This window comes from Nonomuraea sp. NPDC050663, from assembly GCF_044456985.1.
In the GTDB taxonomy this organism is placed as follows: Bacteria; Actinomycetota; Actinomycetes; order Streptosporangiales; family Streptosporangiaceae; genus Nonomuraea.
Genome location: NZ_JBITGL010000010.1, coordinates 244,148 through 265,856 on the forward strand (window position 1 = coordinate 244,148; position 21,709 = coordinate 265,856).

General features: G+C 71.1%; 18 protein-coding genes. 10 read left to right on the top strand and 8 right to left on the bottom strand.

Annotated features, from left to right (window positions below):
• Positions 1-15: 15 nt before the first annotated feature.
• From ACIBH1_RS30100 to ACIBH1_RS30110, 3 genes are all read left to right on the top strand, one after another.
• Complete coding sequence (locus ACIBH1_RS30100) at positions 16-774, top strand: helix-turn-helix domain-containing protein (protein WP_397317327.1); 759 nt, start codon at positions 16-18, stop codon at positions 772-774.
• Complete coding sequence (locus tag ACIBH1_RS30105) at positions 771-1,412, top strand: LuxR C-terminal-related transcriptional regulator (RefSeq protein WP_397317328.1); 642 nt, start codon at positions 771-773, stop codon at positions 1,410-1,412. The genes ACIBH1_RS30100 and ACIBH1_RS30105 overlap by 4 nt, the downstream gene beginning before the upstream one ends.
• 152 nt (positions 1,413-1,564) lie before the next feature.
• Complete coding sequence (locus ACIBH1_RS30110; RefSeq protein WP_397317329.1) at positions 1,565-2,815, top strand: hypothetical protein; 1,251 nt, start codon at positions 1,565-1,567, stop codon at positions 2,813-2,815.
• Here ACIBH1_RS30110 and ACIBH1_RS30115 read toward each other — a convergent pair.
• Both ACIBH1_RS30115 and ACIBH1_RS30120 read right to left on the bottom strand, forming a co-directional pair.
• The gene (locus ACIBH1_RS30115; RefSeq protein ID WP_397317330.1) at positions 2,812-5,436 is read right to left on the bottom strand and encodes a TIM barrel protein; all 2,625 of its coding nucleotides are present in this window, start codon (positions 5,434-5,436) and stop codon (positions 2,812-2,814) included. The genes ACIBH1_RS30110 and ACIBH1_RS30115 overlap by 4 nt on opposite strands.
• A gap of 45 nt (positions 5,437-5,481) precedes the next feature.
• Positions 5,482-6,384, bottom strand: a complete 903-nt coding sequence (locus ACIBH1_RS30120; RefSeq protein WP_397317332.1) for a ThuA domain-containing protein — start codon at positions 6,382-6,384, stop codon at positions 5,482-5,484.
• Between the two features lie 127 nt (positions 6,385-6,511).
• On the opposite strand from ACIBH1_RS30120, the gene ACIBH1_RS30125 reads away from it, so the two are divergent.
• On the top strand, positions 6,512-8,521 hold the full coding sequence (locus ACIBH1_RS30125) for a PQQ-binding-like beta-propeller repeat protein (protein WP_397317333.1): 2,010 nt from the start codon (positions 6,512-6,514) through the stop codon (positions 8,519-8,521).
• Here the strand turns inward: ACIBH1_RS30125 and ACIBH1_RS30130 are convergent.
• From ACIBH1_RS30130 to ACIBH1_RS30140, 3 genes are read right to left on the bottom strand one after another with little or no spacing between them, the layout of a single operon-like run.
• Positions 8,509-9,246: a citryl-CoA lyase gene (locus ACIBH1_RS30130; protein ID WP_397317334.1), complete on the bottom strand. Its 738-nt coding sequence runs from the start codon at positions 9,244-9,246 to the stop codon at positions 8,509-8,511. The two genes, ACIBH1_RS30125 and ACIBH1_RS30130, sit on opposite strands and share 13 nt — an antisense overlap.
• Positions 9,236-10,366, bottom strand: a complete 1,131-nt coding sequence (locus tag ACIBH1_RS30135) for a CaiB/BaiF CoA transferase family protein (RefSeq protein ID WP_397317335.1) — start codon at positions 10,364-10,366, stop codon at positions 9,236-9,238. Before ACIBH1_RS30135 ends, ACIBH1_RS30130 begins: the two co-directional genes overlap by 11 nt.
• A gap of 15 nt (positions 10,367-10,381) precedes the next feature.
• The gene (locus tag ACIBH1_RS30140) at positions 10,382-11,131 is read right to left on the bottom strand and encodes an IclR family transcriptional regulator (RefSeq protein WP_397317336.1); all 750 of its coding nucleotides are present in this window, start codon (positions 11,129-11,131) and stop codon (positions 10,382-10,384) included.
• A 123-nt stretch (positions 11,132-11,254) separates the two neighbouring features.
• Between ACIBH1_RS30140 and ACIBH1_RS30145 the strand changes: the two genes are divergently transcribed.
• The 6 genes from ACIBH1_RS30145 to ACIBH1_RS30170 all read left to right on the top strand — a co-directional run bounded on the left by ACIBH1_RS30145 (position 11,255) and on the right by ACIBH1_RS30170 (position 18,901).
• Positions 11,255-12,694, top strand: coding sequence for an aldehyde dehydrogenase family protein (locus tag ACIBH1_RS30145; RefSeq protein ID WP_397317337.1), 1,440 nt, complete (start codon positions 11,255-11,257; stop codon positions 12,692-12,694).
• Positions 12,691-14,361, top strand: a complete 1,671-nt coding sequence (locus ACIBH1_RS30150; protein WP_397317338.1) for a thiamine pyrophosphate-binding protein — start codon at positions 12,691-12,693, stop codon at positions 14,359-14,361. The genes ACIBH1_RS30145 and ACIBH1_RS30150 overlap by 4 nt, the downstream gene beginning before the upstream one ends.
• Before the next feature lie 87 nt (positions 14,362-14,448).
• Positions 14,449-15,585, top strand: coding sequence for an ABC transporter substrate-binding protein (locus ACIBH1_RS30155; RefSeq protein ID WP_397317339.1), 1,137 nt, complete (start codon positions 14,449-14,451; stop codon positions 15,583-15,585).
• Between the two features lies 1 nt (position 15,586).
• A complete protein-coding gene (locus ACIBH1_RS30160; protein ID WP_397317340.1) occupies positions 15,587-16,456 on the top strand; it encodes a branched-chain amino acid ABC transporter permease in 870 nt (289 codons plus the stop codon).
• Complete coding sequence (locus tag ACIBH1_RS30165; protein WP_397317341.1) at positions 16,453-18,219, top strand: ATP-binding cassette domain-containing protein; 1,767 nt, start codon at positions 16,453-16,455, stop codon at positions 18,217-18,219. Before ACIBH1_RS30160 ends, ACIBH1_RS30165 begins: the two co-directional genes overlap by 4 nt.
• Complete coding sequence (locus tag ACIBH1_RS30170) at positions 18,206-18,901, top strand: ABC transporter ATP-binding protein (RefSeq protein WP_397317342.1); 696 nt, start codon at positions 18,206-18,208, stop codon at positions 18,899-18,901. Before ACIBH1_RS30165 ends, ACIBH1_RS30170 begins: the two co-directional genes overlap by 14 nt.
• Here ACIBH1_RS30170 and ACIBH1_RS30175 read toward each other — a convergent pair.
• The 3 genes from ACIBH1_RS30175 to ACIBH1_RS30185 all read right to left on the bottom strand — a co-directional run bounded on the left by ACIBH1_RS30175 (position 18,876) and on the right by ACIBH1_RS30185 (position 21,705).
• Positions 18,876-19,535 carry a TetR family transcriptional regulator gene (locus ACIBH1_RS30175; RefSeq protein ID WP_397317343.1) on the bottom strand — a complete coding sequence of 220 codons (660 nt, stop codon included), beginning with the start codon at positions 19,533-19,535 and terminating at the stop codon, positions 18,876-18,878. The two genes, ACIBH1_RS30170 and ACIBH1_RS30175, sit on opposite strands and share 26 nt — an antisense overlap.
• A complete protein-coding gene (locus ACIBH1_RS30180; RefSeq protein ID WP_397317344.1) occupies positions 19,532-20,395 on the bottom strand; it encodes a shikimate dehydrogenase in 864 nt (287 codons plus the stop codon). The genes ACIBH1_RS30175 and ACIBH1_RS30180 overlap by 4 nt, the downstream gene beginning before the upstream one ends.
• 86 nt (positions 20,396-20,481) lie before the next feature.
• Entirely contained in the window at positions 20,482-21,705 is a 1,224-nt protein-coding gene (locus ACIBH1_RS30185) for a hypothetical protein (protein WP_397317345.1), read from the bottom strand.
• Between the last annotated feature and the right edge of the window lie 4 nt (positions 21,706-21,709).

Here is a 21,709-nt window from a genome sequence, read left to right on the forward strand (position 1 = left end):
TCGAGGAGGGTTTCTGTGCAGACCGCGTTGCTGCCTGACGGCCAGAGATTCGCCCAGCTGCTGCGCACGCATCGTGACAGGGCGCGGCTGACCCAGGAGGAGCTCGCCGAGCGTGCCCGCATGAGCGTGCGCGCCCTGCGCGACCTGGAGCGGGGCCGTACCCGTTATCCCCACCGCACGTCCGTGCACCGCCTGGCGGCGGCTCTTGAGCTGACCGGCGAGGAGCGGGTGGCGTTCGAGTCGACGCCGCCGCGCTCGGCCGGCGGTCCCGCGCGTGCCGCGTGGGAGCCGCCCCCGGCGAGCGCCAGCATCGCCCTGCGCTGGGTGCCGCTGCTGAGGGAGGTCGAGGACGCGGTCTGCACCGGGGCGGGCGGCGGCCATCCGGCGGTGGTGGCGATCGCGGGACCCGGTCGCGGCACGTTCGCCGTGCAGTGTGCCCACGTGGTGAGGGTCAGGCTGGACCTGGACGTGCTCTACGTGGACCTCGGCCGCGAGGTGCGCGACGTCGGGTCGTTGTGCGAGCAGGCCCGCCGGGCCCAGCTGGAGCGGGCGTTGGGCGGCCGTCGCTGCCTGCTCGTGGTGGACGGGGTGCGCGCGGGTGACGATGTCGCGCCGCTGCTCCGGCTGGGCTTCACCGGCGTGCTGATCGCCGCGGAAACCGACGGCACGGCTGAGGAAACCGACGGCGGGGCGGATCGCGCGAGGTACGGCGGGGCGGATCGCGTGACGTACGGCGGGCTGGACACGGTCACGCGGCGGGTCTCGCTGACATGAGCGAGATCCGGGTGCTGGTCTGCCATCCCGAGCAGCTGCTGCGCTCCGGGATCAAGGCGCTGCTGAACTCGGAGCCGGGCGTGCGCGTGGTGGGCGAGGCGGCCGACGGCTTCGACGCGCTGTCGAAGGCGCGGGGTCTGCGGCCGGACGTGGCGCTCATCGAGGAGCGGCTGGTGGGGCTGCCCGGGGTCGAGGTCACCGAGCGGCTGGCCGACGGTGTGCGGTGCATCATCCTCATCGAACACCCGGACACCATGTTCGAGGCGGTCAAGGCCGGCGCCCGCGGCTTCCTGCTGCACTCCAGCGGCCAGGACGAGCTGCTGGGAGCGGTGCGGGCGACCGCCAGGGGCGAGGCGTTCTTCGCGCCGCAGGTGGCCAGCAGGTTCCTGCAGCGGTTCGAGAGCGGGCTGCGCCAGCCGGCGACCGCGGTGGCCGACACGCTGACCGAGCGGGAGCGCGAGGTGCTGGGGCTGGTCGCCGAGGGCATGGACAACGCCGAGATCGCGGCCAAGCTGTACGTCAGCAAGGCGACGGTGAAGTTCCACGTGTCGAACCTGCTGGTCAAGCTGGGTCTGCGTGATCGGCTGCAGATCGCGGTGTACGCCCACCGGGTCGGGGTGGTGGGCGCGCTGAGCTGAGCGGCGGGCCGCGCGAGCGGCCTGCCGCCCTCGTGGAATTGGGTCTTGACGGCGTTTGACTCCCGCTGAAAACTCGGTGGCACCGGAAATATCACATGCCACCCGCTCCCTCCCGGCGCGAATTGTTAACGCTAACAAGGAGGCACCTCCCCGTGAGACGCATCGCCGTCCTGCTCGTGCTCATGGCCGCCACGGTCCTGATCCCCCTGCCGGCCGAAGCCGCCGTCAACCTCGCCCCCTCCGCGACGCCGACGGCCTCCTACACCTCCCCCTGGGAGGCGGTCACCGCGATCAACACCGGCGGCGACCCGGCGAACTCGAACATCCCGGGACCCAACCAGGGCACCCGCTGGGGCACCTGGCCCAACACCGGCGAGCAGTGGGTGCAGCTCACCTGGGGCTCGGCCCAGCGGCTCACCTCCGCCCAGGTCTACTTCCTCGACGACGGCGGCGGCGTGCGCCTGCCCGCCTCGTGGAAGCTGCAGTGGTGGAACGGCGGCGCCTACACCGACATCCCCGGCACCTACGCCCGCGCGCTCAACGCCTACAACACCGTCACCTTCTCCGAGGTGAGCACCACCCGGCTGCGCGTCGTGCTCCAGAGCGGCCCGGCCTCCGTCGGCCTGCTGGAGGTCAAGGCGTACGGCGAGGCGACCCAGACCCCCGGATGGAACCCGCCCGGCCACCTGGTCACCCCGCTCAACGAGGTGTGGCAGCACCAGGAGTCGACCTACCCCAACCTGTACGGCTTCCGCAACTACGGCTGGGACCAGGTCATGGCCAACGGCGGCAGCATCAACTACTGCGTGCGCTGGGACTCGGCCGCCACCGTCACCGCCGCGCAGCGCGACCAGATCCACACCGCCCTGGCCAGGTCGTTCAAGAAGTGGACGGACCTGATGACCGGCCACAACGCCTGGCCGTACCAGAGCGTGCCGGTGAAGGTCGTCGGCTGGGCCGTGCGCGACCGGGCGCAGCTGCAGTGGAGCGACACCTCGGTCGACATCTACGTCGGGAACATCAGGGAGAACGCGCCCCAGTGCGCCGAGCCGTGCGGCCGCTTCTTCAACCAGAACGGCTCCTATCCCAACTGTCCCGGCGGGGCGAGCCACCACTACGACATGTCACTCTGGCTGACCTCGGGATTCGGCGGGGGCGCGGGCGGCGACTGGGGTCAGCGGGTCGGCAGTGAGTACTACCTGTCGAACCTCGGCACCGACAACATCCACATCCTGCTGCACGAGATCGGTCACAGCTTCGGCCTGGACGACTTCTACGACTGGACGCCGTCGGGCCAGTGCTGCTTCCTCATGAAGGCGGGGTCGGCGAGCTCGATCACCGAGTTCGACGCCTGGATGTTCCGTGACTGGTGGAGGCATCTCAAGAGCCGTTACGGCCTCTAGGCCGCGTCGGTGCGCGCCCGGTCGAGGTGGCCGCGGGTCGCGCTGATCGCCAGGCGGGCGTGCTCCTTGGCGCCCACCTGGGCCACCAGCTGGGCGTGCGGGATCTCCAGCGCGTAGGGGATCCCGCCGGGCAGGGCGTCGAGGATGCCCCGCACGTCGATGCCGCCCTCGCCGGGGAACAGCCGCTCGAAGCGGGCGGTGTGGATCAGCCCCTCCTGGGTGGCGGGCACCGTGGCGGGCGCGTCGCAGACGTGGGCGAAGTGGAACCACTCGCGTGGCAGCGCGCGCAGCTCCTCGATGCTGGAGCCCGAGCGGGCGAAGTGCAGCAGGTCGATGAGCATGCCGGCGTTGGGCTGGTCGGCGGCGCGCAGCACGCGGGTGGCCTCGGCCAGGTCGGGCGTCTCGGTCCACGAGGGGAACTCGAGGTCGACGGTGAGGCCGAGGGGTCTGGCCAGCTCGCACAGGCGCGCGAACCGCTCGGCCTTGCGCGCGAAGTCGGGGTCGGGCAGCTGAGTGATGACGTGGCGGGCGCCGAGCTCGGCTCCGGCTTCCAGGAAGCGCAGGTAGTCGCGGGGGTTGCCGTCGGGGCCGATCCTGGCCAGCTCGATGTCGAGGACCTCGATGCCGGTGGCGGCGAGCCGTACCTTGGTGGTGCGCATGAGGGCCGGGTCGGTGGCGAGCGGGTGGTGCGGCTCCTGGGGCGTGACCGGGGTCAGGCGCAGCCCCACGTAGCGGTATCCGGCTTCGGCGGCCGCCTCGACCAGTTCGGGCGGCGAGAGGCTGAGCGCGGTCAGGTGGGCCAGGCTGTAGTCGTGCCGGGAGGGTTCCGGGGTGTGCCGCAGGGCGGCGAGCCTGCGGCGGCGGTGGGCGGCCATGCGGACGGCGGTGCTGTTGGGGGCGCCGTATCCGGCGTAGCCGCCGGTGCGCTGGACCACCTCGAAGAAGATCCGCGATCCCAGCAGCTCGCTGTAGACGTGCAGGTACTCGCCGCGGGCGTCGCGGTCGTAGAGCACCGAGTGTTCCCGCATCGTGGCCAGCATCGGCGGGGCCAGGCGGGCGTCGAGGTCGTCGTAGTAGTTGCCGGGGATCTTCAGCAGGTGCGCGCCCATGGCCTTCGCGCAGGCGAACACGTCGGTGGTGGAGAAGGCGATGTGCTGCGGGCTGTGGACGGTCGGGGCCCAGTCGCCGCGCCGCAGGGGCGCGGTGTTGAGCGTGATCCGCACGGTGTGGTCAGGGTCGGTCGCGGCCCTGGTGTGGATCAGGCCGAAGGGTGCGGGCAGTTCGGTGGTCTGGTCGGGGCGCATGCCCAGGACGGCCCGGTAGAAGAGCACGGCGTGGTCGAAGTCGTCGACCGATTCGGTGAGCGCGACGTGGTCGGTGCCGGTCACCAGGCCGTCGTCGCGGGGGCGCTCGCCGGTGGGCAGGAAGTCGCCGAGCCAGTCGCCGCCGCAGAAGAAGACGGCGGTCCCGTCGGGGGCGGCGACCGAGCGCAGCTCCGCCTCCTCGGGGCGGCGGGCGCGGGGCAGCACGGGCGCCAGGAGCCGTTCGGCCCGCCGTGCGGAGCCGTCGGGGTCGGCGCTCTCCACGGCCAGCGCGCACAACGCCGCCCCGCCCGCGTGACCGCTGCGCTGCGCTGCGTGGTTGAGCAGGATCCTGGCGCCGCCCTGCTCCCACAGCTCGACCGGCTTGGAGCGGTGCCGTCCGGTGCGGGCGAATCCGAGCGCGCCGAGGATGGCGGCCACGGCGGGTCCTGAGACGTCGTCGACGGCCAGTTCGGTGAAGGCGTGCCCGGCCAGGCGGGGCGCGGGCGGCAGGCCGTGGGCGCTCTCCTGCAGCGCCAGCATCGAGCGCATCGCGTCGACGGCGGCCTGGCGCGGGTCCGACTGCCGGTAGACGTCGTTGACGACCTCCAGCGAGAGCGGCCCCCGGTAGCCGGTCTCCAGCACCTGGCCGACGAAGCCGGTCAGGTCGAAGGCGCCCTGGCCGGGAAAGAGCCGGTGGTGGCTGCCGAGCTGGAGCGGTGCCATGGCCAGGCGCGGCGCGTCGGCGAGCTGCACGTGGAAGATCTTCTCGCCGGGTACGGCCCGCAGCCCGGACAACGCTCCCCCGCCTCCGGCGAGCATGTGGAAGCTGTCGAGGCACAGTCCGAGCGCGGGGTGCGCGGCCCGCCGCACGATGTTCCACGCGTGCAGGTAGCCGGTGACGAATCTGCCCCAGGCCTGCGCCTCGTAGGCGACGCGCAGGCCGCGGAGCTCCGCGCGGGCGGCCAGGGTGTGCAGGTGTTCCGCGGCCAGGTCGTCGTCGTCCACGGCCAGGGCCGATTCGGCGGAGCAGACCAGCAGCGTGCCGGCGCCGAGCTGTTCCAGCACGTCGAACTTGCGCTCGGCGCGGCGCAGGTCGGGCTCCGGCATCGACTCGAAGTCGCGGAAGGGCTGGTAGGCGTCGATCGTCAGGCCCAGTTCCTCGCATTCCTGGCGCACCCGGCGCGGTGACCACGTGCTCATGACGAGGTCGTCCTCGAAGATCTCGATCCCGCCGAAGCCTGCCGCCGCGGCGGCGGTCAGTTTGTCCTCCAGCGTGCCGGACAGGCACGCCGTCGAGATGACCAGGCGAGGGGCCATGCCGTTCACCCTCTTAATGAACGAACTAGATAATTACTTATACGCCTAGCGGCAGAAGGGCGCCATGCCCATCGCCGACTTGACGCCGCCGAGCAGGTGCTGGGTGAAGTACTGGTCGCCTTCGAGCGGCTCGTCGGTCCAGGCCTTGACGTCGTGTCCCAGCGTGGTCAGCCAGGCCCGGCCGCCGTCGTAGTACTGACACCAGCTGACCGGGTGCTCGCGGCCGTGTCCGGGATGCCCGAGGCTGCCGCGCACCCCGCGGGCGAGCGTGCTCTCGTCGACCTTGGCCAGCACCCGCACCCGCGTCGGGTAGGGCACGAGGTTGTACCACTCGTCGCTGAAGTTCCAGCGGTGCGGCAGCCCCTGCACCGAGACGTCGCGCCTGCCGACGGTCTCGACGACGCCGGGCTGGTGAGCGCTGTGGTCGTAGAAGTTGGCATTGCCCAGCAGGCCCTCGTACCAGGGCCAGTTGTACTCCGTGCCGAAGGCGTTGTGCACGCCCACGAAGCCGCCCCCTGCCCTGACGTACTGGCGCAGCGCGGTCTGGGCGGGGTCGTCGAGGGTGTCGCGGGTGGTGCTGAGGAACATCACCGCGTTGTAGCGCAGCAGCCGTCCCGCCGAGTTGAGCTGGGCGACGTCCTCGGTGTAGTCGACGGCGAAGCCGTTGTCCCGGCCGAGCCTGACGACCGCCTTCACCGCGACGTTGTCGTCGTTGAGCGGCGGGTTGAGCCCGGGGCCGAGCGGGGTGCCCAGGTGCGCGTGGCGCGGGCCTGCCGTGCGGGAGTAGACCAGCAGCCGGTAGCCGTCGGCCGGGTCGAAGTTGCCCCAGTCGTGGTAGCAGCGCGAATCGGTGCCACGGCAGACGCCGTAGTCGGGCTCGCCCAGCTCGGTGGCGCCCACCGGCGAGACGACCAGGCCTAAGAGCAGAGCGGCGAGGGTGATACGCATGAACCGCCTCCACTAGATGGACCGAATGATCCGAACAGTGGATTGAACGTAGCCGGGTGGCGCGATATACACAAGACCAGCCTTCGGATCTTTGAGTCCACCTAGCGGACCAGTGAAAGGATCTCGCATGCTCCGTCGCAGGGAATTACTCATGGCCGCGGCAGCGGCTCCCGTCCTCGCCCACCTCGACGCGTCACCCGACCTGCCCGGCCGCGACTTCCCCAAGGTCGGCGGCGACCTGGCCAACCAGAACCACAGCACGCTGCGCGACATCCACCGCGGCAACGTCAGGCGGCTCAAGGGCGCCTGGGTCAACCACATCGAGGGCGGCGCGATGGCGGGCAACAGCCAGAGCACGACCGTGGCCGTCGGCGGCGTGCTCTACATCGAGTCGGCGCTGGGCAACGTCACCGCCGTCGACGGCCGCACGGGCCAGACGAAGTGGAAGTACCTCCAGACCCGTGGACCGGTCACCCGCCGCGGGGTGGCCGTCGGCGCGGGCAAGGTCTACACCTGCGGCAACGACAACTGGCTGATCGCCCTGGACCAGGCGACGGGCCAGGTCGTGTGGGAGCGTCAGCACCTCGGCCACGGCAACCTGGAGAAGGTGGCCGTCGTCTACCACGACGGCCGCCTGCACGTCGGCACCAACGACGGGCCGCGCGGCGCGGCGCTCTGCTTCGACGCCGAGACCGGCGACAAGCTCTGGCACTTCTGGGGCGCCGCGGGTCCCGGCGAGTTCGGGGGCGACACCTGGGAGGGCCAGTCGGCGCTGCAGGGCGGCGCCACCCCGTGGATGCACTGCGCCATCGACCCGAAACTCGGGCTCGTCTACTGGACCTTCGGCAACGCCCGGGGCAGCAGGTCGTCCCAGGACGGGTCGGAGCGCGGCGGCATGAACCTGTTCGCCAACTCGATCGTGGCGCTCGACCTGGCGACCGGGGCCTACCGCTGGCACTTCCAGTCGATCCACCACGACATCTGGGACATGGACAACGTCATGGCCCCGGTGTTGTGCGACATCGGGCGCCGCAAGCTCGTGATCTATGGCAGCAAGACCGGCATGTACTACATCCTGAACCGGGTCGACGGCACGGCTCCGCTCGGCATCGACGAGCGTCCCGTGCCTCAGGAGCCCCGGCAGAAGACCTGGCCCACCCAGCCCTTCCCCCGCCAGGGCGGCTGGACCGAGCAGATCCCGGTGCTGCAGCCGCTCGGCACGGCGATCCCCGGCGACCCCAACCGGGCGGTGCCGAACTTCACCATCGGCCCGCTCTACACCCCGCACTGGGACGAGCCGATCCTCACCATCCCCGGCCACGGCGGCGGCGCCGACTGGAACCACCAGTCCTTCAGCCGCCGCACCGGGCTGGTGTACACGGGCTTCGGCTACGTCGCCGCCGCGCACTCCCTCACCGAGTCGTCCAACGGGCTGCGCCCGCCAGGTGAGTACATGACGGGCGGCATCGTGGCCGTCGATCCGTCGACGAACCGGGTGCGGTGGAAGAAGCGCCTGCCGTACTCCATGGCCCACGGCAACGGCATCCTCACCACCGGTTCCGACCTGCTGTTCGTCGGCCAGCCCGACGGCAATCTGCTCTGCCTGGACGCCCGCAACGGCCGGGAGCTGTGGCGGTGGCAGACCGGGGCCTCGGTGAGCAGCAGCCCGATCGCCTACGAGGTCGACGGCGAGCAGTACCTCGCCGTCTACGCGGGCGGCACCGGCATCCCGTACGGCGACTCGGCGCCGCGCGGCGACCACCTGTGGGCCTTCAAGCTGGACGGCACGCAGCCACCCGCCGCCGCGCCGGCGCCCCCGGTCGTGCGGCGGCCCGTCTCCGGCCCGCCCGTGGAGGGCGACACGATCGTCATGGGGCGCGTCAACGGCGGCTCCGTCGAATCGGACGCGGTCAACGCCTTCACCCCCACCCACCTGCGGGTGCCCGCCGGGACGACGGTGACCTTCGTCAACCCGGCCGGCAACGTCAAGACGCGCAAGGCCACCCAGTTCTTCGAGGGCCTCTTCGACTTCACGCTCAAGCCCGGGGAGAGCGCCACGTTCACCTTCACCGAGCCGGGCGAGTACTTCTACAACGGCGGCCGCCCGGCCGGGAAGGTCGAGGTCTATCCGAGGTAGGTGGGCTGGATCGACGGCGGCAGGGGACCCTTGTTGCGGCGCCCCTGCCCCGACTCCTCCCAGGCGTGGGCCAGGATGCCGACGCTGCGGCTGAGCACGAACAGCCCCCTGGCCAGGGGCGCCGGGAAGCCGAGCTCGGCGTAGACGACGGCGGTGGCGCCGTCGATGTTCATGGGGACCGGGTGGATGATCCGCTCGACCCGCAGTGCCGCTTCCAGGAAATGCCCGGACACGAGGCCGTCGGCGCGTGCCTCGGCCACCAGGTTCAGGAGGGGATCGCGGCGGGGGTCGTAGGAGTGGAAGCGGTGGCCGAAGCCGGGAAGATAGCGGTCACGGGCCCGCCACCGCGCGACCGCCCCGTCGCCCTCCTCCACGACCTCCTCCAGGAGCCGCACGCACTGCTCCCCCGCCCCGCCGTGCACGTCGCCCAGGAGGTTCACCCCGGTGGCCACGGCGTTGTTCAGCCCCACCCCGCAGGTGATCGCCATCCTGGCCACGGCGATCGACGGGGCGTGCGGCCCGTGGTCGACGCCCGCCACCAGGGCGGCCTCCAGCAGGGCCGCCTGCCGTGCCGTCGGCAGCTCGCCCCTGAGCATGAGCCAGATCATCTGGGTGAAGGAGACCTGGCCGATCAGTTCCTGCACGGGACGGCCGCGCAGTTCGATGCGGCCGGGTTCGATCCTGGAGACCGCGCTCCCCCACCAGTCGGCCGCCTCAGTGCTCATTGTGCTGCCCCAGCAGGGGAGGCGGGTCGCCCGGCCGCAACGGCGCGGAGTCGACGAGCACGCCGTTGCCCATCACCCGCAGCGCCCGGTCCGAGCCGTCGGGGAACGTCAGGTCGGTCAGGAATCCCCGGTGCCGGAGCTGGTCGAGCTCGAGCGCCTGCGGCACGGTCAGGATGCGCGCCGCGGGGACGCCCGCCGCCGACAGCACCCGTTCCCACTCGACGGCGGGCCGCGCCCGCAGCGCCGCGGTGAGCTCGGCGTTCAGTTCCTGTCTGTTGCGTTTGCGCGCCTCCCCCGTGGAGAAGCGCGGGTCGGCGACGAGCGAGGGCCGCTCGACGAGCCCGCACAGGGTCTCGAACTGCTGCTGCTGGTTGGCGGCGATGTTCAGCGGCCCGTCGAGGGTGTCGAAGGTCCCGGAGGGCGCGGCCGTGGCGTTCTGGTCGCCCATCGGCTCCGGCGCGACGCCGCTGACCAGGTAGTTGGAGACCGCCCAGCCCATCGCGGAGATCGAGGCCTCCAGCATCGAGACGTCGAGGAAACACCCGCGCCCGGAGGAGGCCCGTCCGGCGAGCGCGGCGCAGACGGCCAGCGCGGACATCAGCCCGCCCACGGTGTCGCACACGGGGAATCCCACCCGCAGCGGCGCGGTCGAGGGGGTGCCGGTGATCGCCATCATGCCGGACAGGCCCTGGATGATCTGGTCGTAGGCGGGCGCCTGCGCCATCGGCCCCGTCTGCCCGAATCCCGAGATGGCGCAGTAGATCAACCCGGGATTGAGCGCCTGCAAGACCTCCCACGGGTAGCCCAGCCTGCCCAGCACCCCCGCGCGGAAGTTCTCCAGCAGCACGTCGGCCGAGCCCGCGAGCTCCTCGAACCGCTCCCTGCCGGCGGCGGACTTCAGGTCGAGCTCCACCGACTTCTTGCCGGCGTTCTGGGCCAGGAAGGAGGCGCCGATCCCGGCGGCGTTGAGCGACGGTTCCGGTCCGAGCCGGCGGGCGAGATCGCCCACGCCGGGCAGCTCGACCTTGGTGACCTCCGCTCCGAACAGGGCGAGCTGGTAACTGCAGTACGGCCCGGCCAGGACGTTGGTCAGGTCGAGGACCTTGATCCCCTTCAGCATGAAGTCTCCATCACGTCATCGCAGTGGATGATCGAACCCTCGCTCCGCCATCCGCTTGGCCGCGTCGCGCAGGTCCGCCACGAACCCCTCGACCTTGTCGGCGGTGAAGCGCACGCTCGGACCGCTCAGCGTCAGCGCGGCCACGATCGCCCCGCCGCCGCTGACCACGGGCACGGCGACCGCCGAGGTGCCGGGTTCGCGCTCGCCGTGGCTGACGGCGTAACCGTCGGCCGCGGCCTGGGCGATCCAGCGCCGCAGCGTCTCCAGGTGCTCCTTGCCGTGCGGCGAGCTGCGGACCACGCGGGCCAGCAGCGGCTCCTCCGCGTCGCGCAGCAGGATCTTGGCCGAGGCCCCGCCCCACAGCGGCAGCTCGTCGCCGACCCGGACCACGTGGCGCAGCGACTGCGGGCTCTCCTGCTGGGCGATGCAGACCCGGTGGACACCCTTGGCCACGTAGAGGTTGACGGTCTCGCGCTGCCTGGCGCCCAGTTCCCGCATGAGCTGCATGGTCTCCGGCGGCAGTTCCCAGGCGGACCTGGCCAGGTGCGCCCAGCGCCACAACGCCGGGCCGGCCGTGTAGCCCTTGGAGGTGGCCCACAGCAGGCCCATCTGCTCCAGGGTCTGCAGCAGTCGCAGGGCGGTCGTCTTGGCCAGGCCGGTCTCGTCGACCACCTCGCGGATGGTCAGCGTCCGGCGTTCCTCTGTGAGCAGGGAGAGAATCTCGAAAGCCCGCTGCACACTGCGGACACCGGTTTCGGCCGACATGGGGGTGACACTAACATCCAGTCCACTCAGTGGTCCACACGTTCCGTCACGCGGACTCTTGTCAGGAGCCGGAGCGGCTCATACGGTGAGCTAATCCATGCTGTGGACTCTAAGGACCATCTGATGGACATGATCTATGAAGCCGGATGCCTCGTCGCGGGCACGTGGCTGGACCAGGGTCACCGCGAGGAACGCGCCGGGCCCTACGTGCGGCGCACGGTCAGCACCGCCCGCACGGCGCAGCCCGACGACATCGCGGCGGCCAGGGCCTACGCCCGCGAGGGACAGCGAGCCGTGGCCCGCCTGGCCCCCGCCACCAGGGCGGAGATCCTGGAACGCGCCGCGCGACTGGCAGGCGAGCGCACCGGCGAGCTGGCCCGCCTGCTCGCCCTGGAGCTGGGCAAACCGCTCAAGGACGGCGGCGGCGAGATGGTCAGGGTCGCCGACACCCTGGCCGTGGCCGCGGCGGAGGCGCGGGCGATCGGCGGCGAGACCTTACCCGTGGCGGGCTGGGCGCGCGGCGTCGGCAACACCGCCTTCACCCATCGGGCGCCCGCCGGTCCCGTGCTGGCCGTCACCCCCTTCAACGCCCCGGCCAACCTCCTGGCCCACAAGCTGGCCGCCTCGTTCGCGGCGGGCAACACCACGATCGTCAAGCCGCCGCCGCAGGCCCCCGCGGTCTCGACCGAGCTGGTCAGGCTCCTGCTCGACGCGGGCATGCCGGTGGAGGCCGTGCAGGTGCTGCACGGCGGCGCCGAGGTCGGCGCGGCCCTGTGCGCGGCGCCCGAGGTGGCCGTGGTGAGCTTCACCGGCAGCGCGGCGGCGGGCGCCGCGGTCGCCCACGCCGCCGGGCCCAAACGGGTGCTGCTGGAGCTGGGCGGCAACGCCGCGACGATCGTCTGCGAGGACGCCGACGTCGAGCAGGCGGCGGCGGTCTGCGCCCGGACCGGCTACAGCAACTCCGGCCAGAGCTGCATCTCGGTGCAGCGTGTCCACGTGCAGCGCGACCGCTTCGAGGAGTTCGTCGCCGCCTTCACCGACCAGGTCAAGGCGCTCCAGGTGGGCGACCCCCTCGATCCGTCGACCGACGTCGGCTCGATGGTCGACGACGAGGCGGCCGAGCGGGTGGTGCGCTGGAGCGCCGAGGCGGGCGGCACGATCACCGTGGGCGGCGGCCGCAGCGGAGCCGTCATGTCCCCGACCGTGGTGGCCGGGCCCTCGCCCGACTCGACGCTGGTCAGGGAGGAGGTCTTCGGCGCGTGCGTGGCCGTCCTGCCGTACGACTCCTTCGAGGAGGTCGTGGAGACCTGCAACAGGAGCAGGTACGGCCTGCAGGCCGGGCTGTTCACCCACGACGTGCGCCGCATCATGGCCGCCTGGCGCGACCTGGAGGTCGGCGGGCTGGTCGTGAACGGCTCGTCCAACTTCCGCCTCGACCACGTTCCCTTCGGCGGCGTGAAGGACTCGGGCATCGGCCGCGAGTCGCCGCGCTGGATGATCGAGGACTTCACCGTGACCAAGACCCTCCTGCTGCGCGGGACGTCCATCTGGGGAGAACAGTGACCACGGCAGCCGAAGCGCTCGTCAGCCAGCTGGAGGAGCTCGGGGTCGAGGTGGTCTTCGGCACCTGCGGGCACACCAACATCGCCGTGCTCGACGCGCTGAGCCGCAGTTCCGTCCGCTTCGTCATCGCCCGCCACGAGCAGGCCGCCGCGCACGCCGCCGACGGCTACGCGCGGGCTTCCGGCCGGCCGGGCGTGGTCCTGGTGCACGTCGGCCCGGGGCTCACCAACACGATCACCGGCGCGATGACCGCGGCGCTCGACTCGGTGCCGCTCGTGGTGATCTCCGGCGACATCCCCTCCTACTACCGGGGCCGCCACCCGCACCAGGAGATCAACCTGCACGCCGACGCCGACCAGGCCGCGCTCTTCCGCCCGTTCGCCAAGCGGGTGTGGGACGTGCACCGCCCTGAGGACCTGGGCCGCGCGGTCGAGCGGGCGTTCTGGACCGCGACCACGGGACGTCCGGGAGCGGTGCTGGTCAACGTGCCGATGGACGTCTTCTCGCGTCCCGCCTCGCCCTACCCTCGCCGCAGCGTGGCCGGCCCGCCCGGCCTTTCCGCGGGTACGGCGGAGCGGATCGCCGCCGAGCTGGCCGGGGCCGAGCGCCCGCTGATCTACGTGGGCGGCGGCCTGCGGGAGGCGTCCGCCGCGCTGATCGCCTTGGCCGAGCACCTCGACATCCCGATCGCGCACTCCCTGATGGCCAAGGGCACGGTGCCCGACACCCACCCCCTGCAGCTGGGCATGACCGGATTCTGGGGCCGGGAGCTCACCAACGCCTACGCCCGCGAGGCCGACGTGGTCCTCGCCGTGGCCACCCGCTTCGCCGAGACCGACGCCAGCTCGTGGGATCCCCGCTTCACCTGGGACTTCTCGCGGAGCACGCTGATCCAGATCGACCTCGACCCGGCCGAGCTGGGCCGCAGCTACCCGGTCTCGATCGGCGCGGTCGCCGACGCGGGTCTCGCGATCAGGGCCGTCGCCGAGGCCGCCCTGTCCCATCCGCCGGTCGAGCGGGCCGACCTCAGGCGGCGGATCGCCGCCTCGCAGGTCTTCGTCCACGACCGGAGCGAGGAGTTCCCGCTGCGGCCCCAGCGCATCCTCACCGACCTGCGCGAGGCGCTGCCGCCCGACACGATCCTGGTGACCGACGTGGGGTGGAACAAGAACGGCGTCGCCCAGTGCTACGAGCTGCCGGAGGGCGGGCGCTTCATCACCCCGGGAGGCGCCTCCACGATGGGCTTCGGCCCGGCGGCGGCGGTGGGCGCGCAGCTCGCCCTGCCGGAGCGGACCGTCGTGGCGCTGATCGGCGACGGCGGCATGAGCGCCCAGCTGCCGGCCCTGTCCATGGCGGTCGAGCAGGACGCCCCCGTGCTGTTCGTCGTGATGAACAACCAGTCGCACGGCACGATCTCGGACCTGCAGTCGACGTTCTTCGGCAGCGGGTTCGGCTGCGACTTCGCCTCCGGCCCCGACTTCGCCGCGCTCGGCGTTGCGTGCGGGGCCGAGGGCCATGCCGTACGCGCTCCACGAGAGCTGGGTACGGCCCTGCGGCAGGCCGTCACCAAAAGAAGGCCCGCCGTCATCGATGTCCCGATGGTGAACGAGCCGGTCCCCACCCCGGGCCACTGGAACATCAAGGACATCTACCAAGGCATCTTCTAACCGTTGCCTGACAGATATTTCACCCGCCTATCCAGCACGTTATAACTAACGTACTAGTTCGTGAGTTACGGCACTCAGAGGTGAACCGTGAGAATCACGCTCGTCGCCACCGCCCTCTTAGCAGCCTTGACCGCCTGCGCCCCTCCCGGCCAGTCCGAGAACACGGGCACCCAGGCCTCAGGACCTATCAAGATCGCCAACATCAACGCCCAGAGCGGCCAGCTCAGCTCCCTCGGCCAGTGGGAGAACAAGGGCGTCAAGCTCGCCATCAAGGAGGTCAACGCCGCCGGAGGCGTCAACGGCCGCCAGATCCAGCTCGACCTCTTCGACGACCAGGGCGACCCGACGGTCGGCACCAACCTGGCCAGGAAGATCGCCGCCGAGGGTTACATCGCGATGCTCGGCACCGCCGAGAGCGCCGTGACCCTGGCCATGGCGCCCATCCTCAAGGACGCCAAGATCCCCAACATCACCTCGGGCCAGTCGCCCAAGCTGGCCGAGCTGAAGAGCCCCTTCCTCTTCCTCAACGCCCCGACCAGCGTCACCTTCGACGAGACGCTCGCCAAGTACCTGGTCGACGAGAAGGGCCACAAGAAGATCGCGCTGATCAGCAACAACGGCGCGTACGGCAGCGGCGAGCACGACGCCTTCCTCAAGGCCCTCCAGTCCAGGAGCGTCACCCCCGTCGCCGACGAGGTCGTCACCCCCGACCAGAAGGACTTCAACGCCAACCTCGCCAAGATCCGCGAGCAGGACCCCGAGGTGCTCTTCATCGGCGCCGAGGAGGTCCAGTCCGGCCTCATCGCCAAGCAGGCGCGCGAGCTCGGGCTCAAGGCCGTCATCGCGGGCGGCGCGCCGATCGGCACCGACGTCTACGCCACCACCGCCGGGCTCCCGAACGCCGAGGGCTCGATCGTCAGCTCGCCCTACCTGAGCAACGAGGCCAGCGAAGCGATCAAGGCCTTCGCCGCCAAGTACAAGACCGAGTACAACGAGGACGCGCGCATGCACGTGGCCAAGGCCTACGACGGCGCGATGATCATGGTCGAGGCGCTCAAGGCCACGGGCGGCGAGGGCGGCCAGAAGCTCGCCGACGCCATCCGCGCCGTCAAGCGCGACGGCCTGCTGGGCGCCTACGCCTACGACGAGTTCGGCGTGGGCATCCACGAAACCAAGATCGGCCTGGTCAAGGACGGCAAGGTCGTTCCCGAGGCCGCGAGCTGACGTGCAGGTCTTCCTTCAGACACTGATCGGCGGCATCACGTTCGGTGCGGTGTACGCGCTGGTCGCCATGGGCTTCTCGATCGTCTACCGCACCATGGGCCTGGTCAACTTCGCCCACGGCAGCGTGGTGATGATCGGCGCGTACGCCGCCTCGACGTTCTACATGGCCACCAGGCTGCCCTTCGCGGTGGCCATGGTGGTGGCGATCGTGGTGACCGGCCTCATCGGCCTGATCATCGAGAGGTTCCTGCGCCCGCTGGAGAACAAGGACTTCACGCTGATGCTGATCGGCACGATCGGCTTCGGCGCCGTGCTGGAGGCCCTCGCCATCCTCATCTGGGGAGCCACGGGACACGCCGTGCCCAACCCGGTCGCCACCGAGCCGATCGACCTCGGCGGGGTGCGCATCCCCACCTACAGCCTGCTGGTGATCGGGGTGGCGGCCCTGGCGACCGCGCTGCTGGCCTTCTTCCTGCAGCGCACCAAGACGGGCGCGGCCATGCAGGCCGTCGCCATGGACCACGAGGCGGCCACCGCCTGCGGCATCCACGTCGGCCGCAGCAACGCCACGGCCTTCGCCATCGGCGCGTGCCTGGCGGCCGTGGCCGGCAGCCTCATCGGGCCCATGCTCTACGTCAACCCGACCATGGGCGGCACGCTCGGCATCAAGGGCTTCGCCGCGGCCATGCTGGGCGGCTTCGGCAGCATGCCGGGAGCCATCGTGGGCGGCATGGCCTTCGGGCTGCTCGACGCCTTCGCGGCGGGCAACTTCCAGGAGTACTCCGAGCTGGTGACGTTCGTGGTCTTCGCCGTGGTCGTGATGATCCGGCCGATGGGCATCTTCGGGGAGGCGACGGTGAACCGGGCATGAGATGGGTCCTTGGCATCGCCGCGTTCGCCGCGGCCTGGCTGCTGCCCTACGCCCTGGGCGGCTACTCCATGCACGTCGTCGACGTCGCGATCATCTTCGCCGTCCTCGCCATCGGGCTGGGCCTGACCATGGGCGTGGCCGGGCAGATCAACCTGGCGCAGGTCGCCTTCTTCGGCGTCGGCGCCTACGCCGTGGCCATCCTGACCACCCAGGCCGGATTCGGCTTCTGGACCGCATCTGCGCTGGCCCTGGTCGCCGCGGTGGTCGCCGGGCTGCTGGCGGGCATCCCCGCGCTGCGCATGCAGTCGCACTACCTCGGCATCGTCACCCTCGGCCTGGCGCTGGCCTTCATCAACTGGGTCACCAACGCGCACGTCGCCGGGCGCGCCGAGGGCATCAGCGACATCCCGGTGCCGCCCATGTTCGGCATCGACCTGTCCAGCGCCTACCTCTTCTACTACGTCGAGCTGATCGTCTTCGTGGTCTTCCTGGCCCTGGCGCTGTTCGTCACCCACTCGCCGCTCGGCCGCCGGCTGCGCGCGATGCGCGACGACGACCTGGCCGCCGGCGCGCTCGGGGCGGAGATCCCGCTCCTGCGCATGACCGCGTTCGTGCTGTCCGGCCTCTACGGCGGCGTGGCGGGCGTGCTGTACGCCGGGCTCATCCGCTTCGTGGCGCCCGAGACCTTCAGCATCGGCAACATGTTCCTGCTGCTGGCCATGGTCATCATCGGCGGCCGGGCCAGCATCGTCGGATGCGTGGTCGGCGCGCTGGCGCTGGCCTTCGTCCGCGAGGCGCTGCTCGACGTGTCGGCCTTCGCCCAGCTCGGCTACGGCGTCATCGTCGTGCTCGTGGTCGTCTTCTTCCCCAAGGGCCTGGCCGGGCTGGTCTCCCGGCGCAAGGCCGGCGGCCGGGCCCGGCTCGGCCCCTTCCAGGAGTACGGCACCGCCGACGCGGAAGAAGGCACCGTGCTCGAGATCGAGGGCGTCACCAAGCGGTTCAAGGGCCTGGTCGCCCTGGAGGACATCACGCTGTCGGTGCCCGCCGGGCAGATCCGCGGCATCGTCGGGCCCAACGGCTCGGGCAAGACCACCCTGTTCAACGTGGTCAGCGGCTTCTACTCCCCCACCAGGGGCCGGGTGCGGCTGCACGGGAGCGACGTGACGAACCTGGCGCCCTACCGGCTGTCGCTGCGCGGCGTGGCCCGCACCTTCCAGAACCTGCGGCTGTTCGAGGACCTGACCGTGCGGGAGAACGTCCTGCTCGGCCTCGACCGCACCCGCACCGCGTGGATCTGGCGCTACCTGGCGACGCCCTGGGCCGTGGCCCGCTACTCGCGCGGGCTGAACCGGTCGGCGGAGGAGATCATCACCAGGTTCGGCCTGGAGGAGGTGGCCGACGCCGTCCCGCGCGCCTTGCCGTACGGGATCCAGCGGCGCGTGGAGATCGCGCGGGCCATGGCCATGTCGCCCTCCCTGCTCCTGCTCGACGAGCCCGCCGCCGGGCTCAACGGCGAGGAGGTGCGCCAGCTGGCCGGGATCGTGCGCTCCATCCGCGGCTCCGGGGTCACGGTCGTGGTGATCGAGCACAACATGGGCCTGGTCATGTCGCTCTGCGACCACGTGACGGTGCTCTCCAGCGGGCGCGTGATCGCCGACGGCCCGCCCGACGAGGTCGCGGTCGACCCCGACGTGGTCGCCGCCTACCTGGGCGACTCCATGGCCGCACCCACGGAAGGCGAGGTCGAGCATGCTGAGCGTTGAGGGCCTGAGCGTGCACTACGGCGGGGTCCGCGCCGCCCACGACGTGAGCTTCGAGGTCGTCCCCGGCCAGTCGCTGGGCATCATCGGCGCCAACGGCGCGGGAAAGACCTCGACGCTGAAGGCGGTCATGGGCCTGGCCCCCCGCCAGGCGCGCAGCCTGCGCTTCGGCGAGGTCGACCTGCTCAAGGCCGCCCCGCACACGCTCGTACGGCACGGCCTGGGCTACGTGCCCGAGGGCAGGCACGTCTTCCCCGGGCTGCCCGTGGAGAAGAACCTGCTGCTCGGCGCCTACACCTCGTCGTGGAAGCGGACCCCCATCGACGAGGTCTACGAGCTCTTCCCGGTGCTCAAGGAGATGCGGCACCGCCTGGCCGGGGCCCTGTCGGGCGGCCAGCAGCAGATGCTCGCCGTGGGCAGGGCGCTGATGTGCCGGCCCAAGGTGATGCTGCTGGACGAGCCGTCGATGGGCCTGTCGCCGATCCTGGTGGCCGAGATCGCCGCCGTGCTCAAGCGCCTCAACGACGACGGCCTGGCCATCGTGCTGGTGGAGCAGAACGCCAAGCTCACCTTCGAGGTCACCACCACCTGCCTGGTGATGGAGAACGGCGAGATCGCCGCCACCGGCACCTCGGCCGACCTGCGTCACGACCCCCAGGTCAGGCGGATCTATCTGGGCCTTTGAGGTAGGACACGACCATCTCGCCCACCATGCGGCGCAGGCGGGCGCGGTGTTCCGGCGCGGTCATGTCGCGCCCGAACAGGGCCCCGAAGGTGTGCTGGTTGGCGACGCGGAAGAAGCAGAACGCGCTGATCATCATGTGCACGTCGATGGCGTCGGCCTCGGTGACGAACTCGCCCGAGGCCGTGCCGGAGTCGAGGATGCGCTCGATCAGGTCGAGCACGGGGGTGCCGAGGTTGGCCAGCACCTCGGACTTGCGGATGTGCTCGGCCTGGTGGATGTTCTCGATCGCGACCAGCTTGATGAACTCGCGGTGCGCGTCGTGGTGGTCGAAGGTCAGCTCGGCCAGGGTGCGGATGGCCTCGACCGGAGCCAGGTGCTCGACGTCGGCGGTGCGCTCCACCTCGCGGACCTCGGCGTAGGCCTTCTCCAGGACCGCGATGTAGAGCTGTTCCTTGCTGCCGAAGTAGTAGTAGATCATGCGCTTGGTGGTGCGCATGAGCGCGGCGATCTCGTCGACCCGCGCGCCCGCGTAGCCGTTGCGGGCGAACTCGCGCTGGGCGACCTCGAGGATCTCCGCCCTGGTGCGTTCAGCGTCACGCTGTCTGGCCGCGGGTTGCGAGGTCACGGGCTTCATCCTAGGGCTCCGGAGGCCCGGCAGATCTCCTTGAAGTGGGCGAGCATGCGCTCGCTGTCGGGCTCGCGGCCGGTGAACAGCCGGAAGGCGTGGACGGCCTGGAAGACGGCCATGCCGCCGCCGTCCAGGGTCCTGCAGCCGTGCGCTCGGGCCTGGCCGAGCAGTTCGGTGTCGAGCGGGCGGTAGACGATGTCGGCCACCCACAACCGGGAGCGCAGCAGTTCGGCAGGGACGGGGAGGCCGGGGTGGTGCGCCATGCCGACCGGCGAGGTGTTGACCAGGCCGTCGGCCTCGCCCAGCAGCCCCGGAAGCTCCTGCTGGTTCGCGTATCGCACCCGCGCGGAACCGAACCGGTGCGCCAGCTCGCCCGCGAGCCGTACGGCCGGCCCGGGGTCGGCGTCGACGACGGTCAGCCGGTCGGCGCCGAGCGTCAGCAGCGCGTGGGCGATCGCGGCGCCGGCCCCGCCCGCGCCGAGCTGGACGACTCTGCGGGTGGGCACGTCGGGCAGGCCGCGGGCGAAGGATTCGGCGAAGCCCGTCCAGTCGGTGTTGTGGCCGACGGCGTGCTCGCCCGTGAACACGACGGTGTTGACCGCTCCCAGCGTCGCGGCGTCGGGCGACAGCTCGTCCAGGTACGGGATGACGGCCTGCTTGTGCGGGTGGGTGATGTTCAGCCCGTCGTATCCCATGCGCCGGGCCGTACGGACGAGCGCGCCGACGTCCTGGCCCAGCACGTCGGTGTCGAGCAGCCGGTAGACGTAGTGCAGGCCGTGGTGGGCGGCCTCGTCCTCGTGCAGGGTGGGGCTCAGCGAGGAGCCGATGCCGGAGCCGATCAGTCCGATCAGGAACGACTTGTTCACGGCTCTAATGTACGGACTAGTACGTTAAGTGCCTAGGGGAGGAAGACCCGCCACCACGCCCCTGCGGTGGTGGCGGGTCCTCCTGGTCACCGGACGAAGAACAGGTAGGTGCGCTCGGGGCCGGGCGTTCCCGCCCGGTCGACGCTCTTCACCTCGAGCCGGTACAGCCCGGAGGCGGTCGGGGTGAAGGGGATGACCGCGCTGCCGTCGGCCGCGGCGGGCAGGTAAGCCCAGGACGTCTCGCCGGAGTAGAAGTATCCGGCGACCTCGTCCACCCCGTTGGGGCCGAGCACGAAATCGCCCTGGACCCCGACGCCGCCGCTCCACTCCTCCTCCGGGTAGGTGGCGGAGGTCACCGAGGGCTCCTTGTCCGGCCCGGTGGTGTCGACGCCGAAGCTCTTCCACCCGCTCCACTCGCTCGTGTCGAAGCCGTCCTCCGTCCTGACGCGCCACTCGTACCGGCCGCCGTTCGTGAGGTTGCCCTCGGGGACGGTCAGGCGCGCCGGGAAGTAGTGCAGGCCGGACGGCTCGCTGGTCGCCTCGCCCAGGAGCTCGCCGCCGACCGGCCGCCACTGGAAGCGGCCCCAGATCTCCTGCGGCCCGGTGCCCGCGGTGTCGACGTCGGAGACGTCCGCGGCCAGCGTGGGCGTCGCGGTGGGGACGTAGTCCGTGGGCACGCACGGCTCGGGCCACGCGTAGCAGTTGTCGCCGGGCTCGATGCGCATCCCCGCGGGCTTGCCTGGCGCGCTGTTGAAGCTCACGCTCAGCTGCGGGCTCACGTAGCTGTGCATCTCGAACTCGAACATATCGCGCACGCCGGCCCCTGCGCCCGCGCGCAGGCCGAAGGTGAGGTGCTTCACCCCGCGGGCCGCCGCCTCGGTGACCGCTTCGGTGAGCGGCCACCTGGCGCTGGTGGAGTAGTGGCAGGCCGGAGCGCCGATCTTCTTGATCCACTGCGGCTGGCGCAGCCAGGTCGTCTCCGGGGAGATCTCACCGGTGAGCCACAGCTCCACCGGCGGGGCGCAGGCGCCGGTGTTCGGCCGCGCGTACAGGACGGCGTCCAGGATGCGCGCTCCCGTCACCCCTGAGGTGTCGAGCTGGAAGAAGGCCCGGTCGAACCTGCCGACCCTGGCGTCCTCCGTGCTGTTCCAGAACGACTGCCGCGGCTTGGCCAGCGACACATATGTCCACGACTGCTTCGCTCCGATGAAGATCGGGGCAAGCGTGTCGGCGTGAGCGGCGCTCGGCGCTGCGGTGAAGGCGAACGCCGTCATCGTGACGGCGACCGCCATACGAGCCAGTCGACTCATACGT

Bases quoted from the DNA above. Each gene is read 5' to 3' on its own strand.
- ACIBH1_RS30130 (WP_397317334.1), bottom strand. From the start codon at position 9,246: ATGAGCACTGAGGCGGCCGACTGGTGGGGGAGCGCGGTCTCCAGGATC.
- ACIBH1_RS30115 (WP_397317330.1), bottom strand. From the start codon at position 5,436: ATGGCCCCTCGCCTGGTCATCTCGACGGCGTGCCTGTCCGGCACGCTG.
- ACIBH1_RS30185 (WP_397317345.1), bottom strand. From the start codon at position 21,705: ATGAGTCGACTGGCTCGTATGGCGGTCGCCGTCACGATGACGGCGTTC.
- ACIBH1_RS30135 (WP_397317335.1), bottom strand. From the start codon at position 10,366: ATGCTGAAGGGGATCAAGGTCCTCGACCTGACCAACGTCCTGGCCGGG.
- ACIBH1_RS30145 (WP_397317337.1), top strand. From the start codon at position 11,255: ATGGACATGATCTATGAAGCCGGATGCCTCGTCGCGGGCACGTGGCTG.
- ACIBH1_RS30165 (WP_397317341.1), top strand. From the start codon at position 16,453: ATGAGATGGGTCCTTGGCATCGCCGCGTTCGCCGCGGCCTGGCTGCTG.
- ACIBH1_RS30140 (WP_397317336.1), bottom strand. From the start codon at position 11,131: ATGTCGGCCGAAACCGGTGTCCGCAGTGTGCAGCGGGCTTTCGAGATT.
- ACIBH1_RS30175 (WP_397317343.1), bottom strand. From the start codon at position 19,535: ATGAAGCCCGTGACCTCGCAACCCGCGGCCAGACAGCGTGACGCTGAA.
- ACIBH1_RS30125 (WP_397317333.1), top strand. From the start codon at position 6,512: ATGCTCCGTCGCAGGGAATTACTCATGGCCGCGGCAGCGGCTCCCGTC.
- ACIBH1_RS30120 (WP_397317332.1), bottom strand. From the start codon at position 6,384: ATGCGTATCACCCTCGCCGCTCTGCTCTTAGGCCTGGTCGTCTCGCCG.
- ACIBH1_RS30105 (WP_397317328.1), top strand. From the start codon at position 771: ATGAGCGAGATCCGGGTGCTGGTCTGCCATCCCGAGCAGCTGCTGCGC.
- ACIBH1_RS30170 (WP_397317342.1), top strand. From the start codon at position 18,206: ATGCTGAGCGTTGAGGGCCTGAGCGTGCACTACGGCGGGGTCCGCGCC.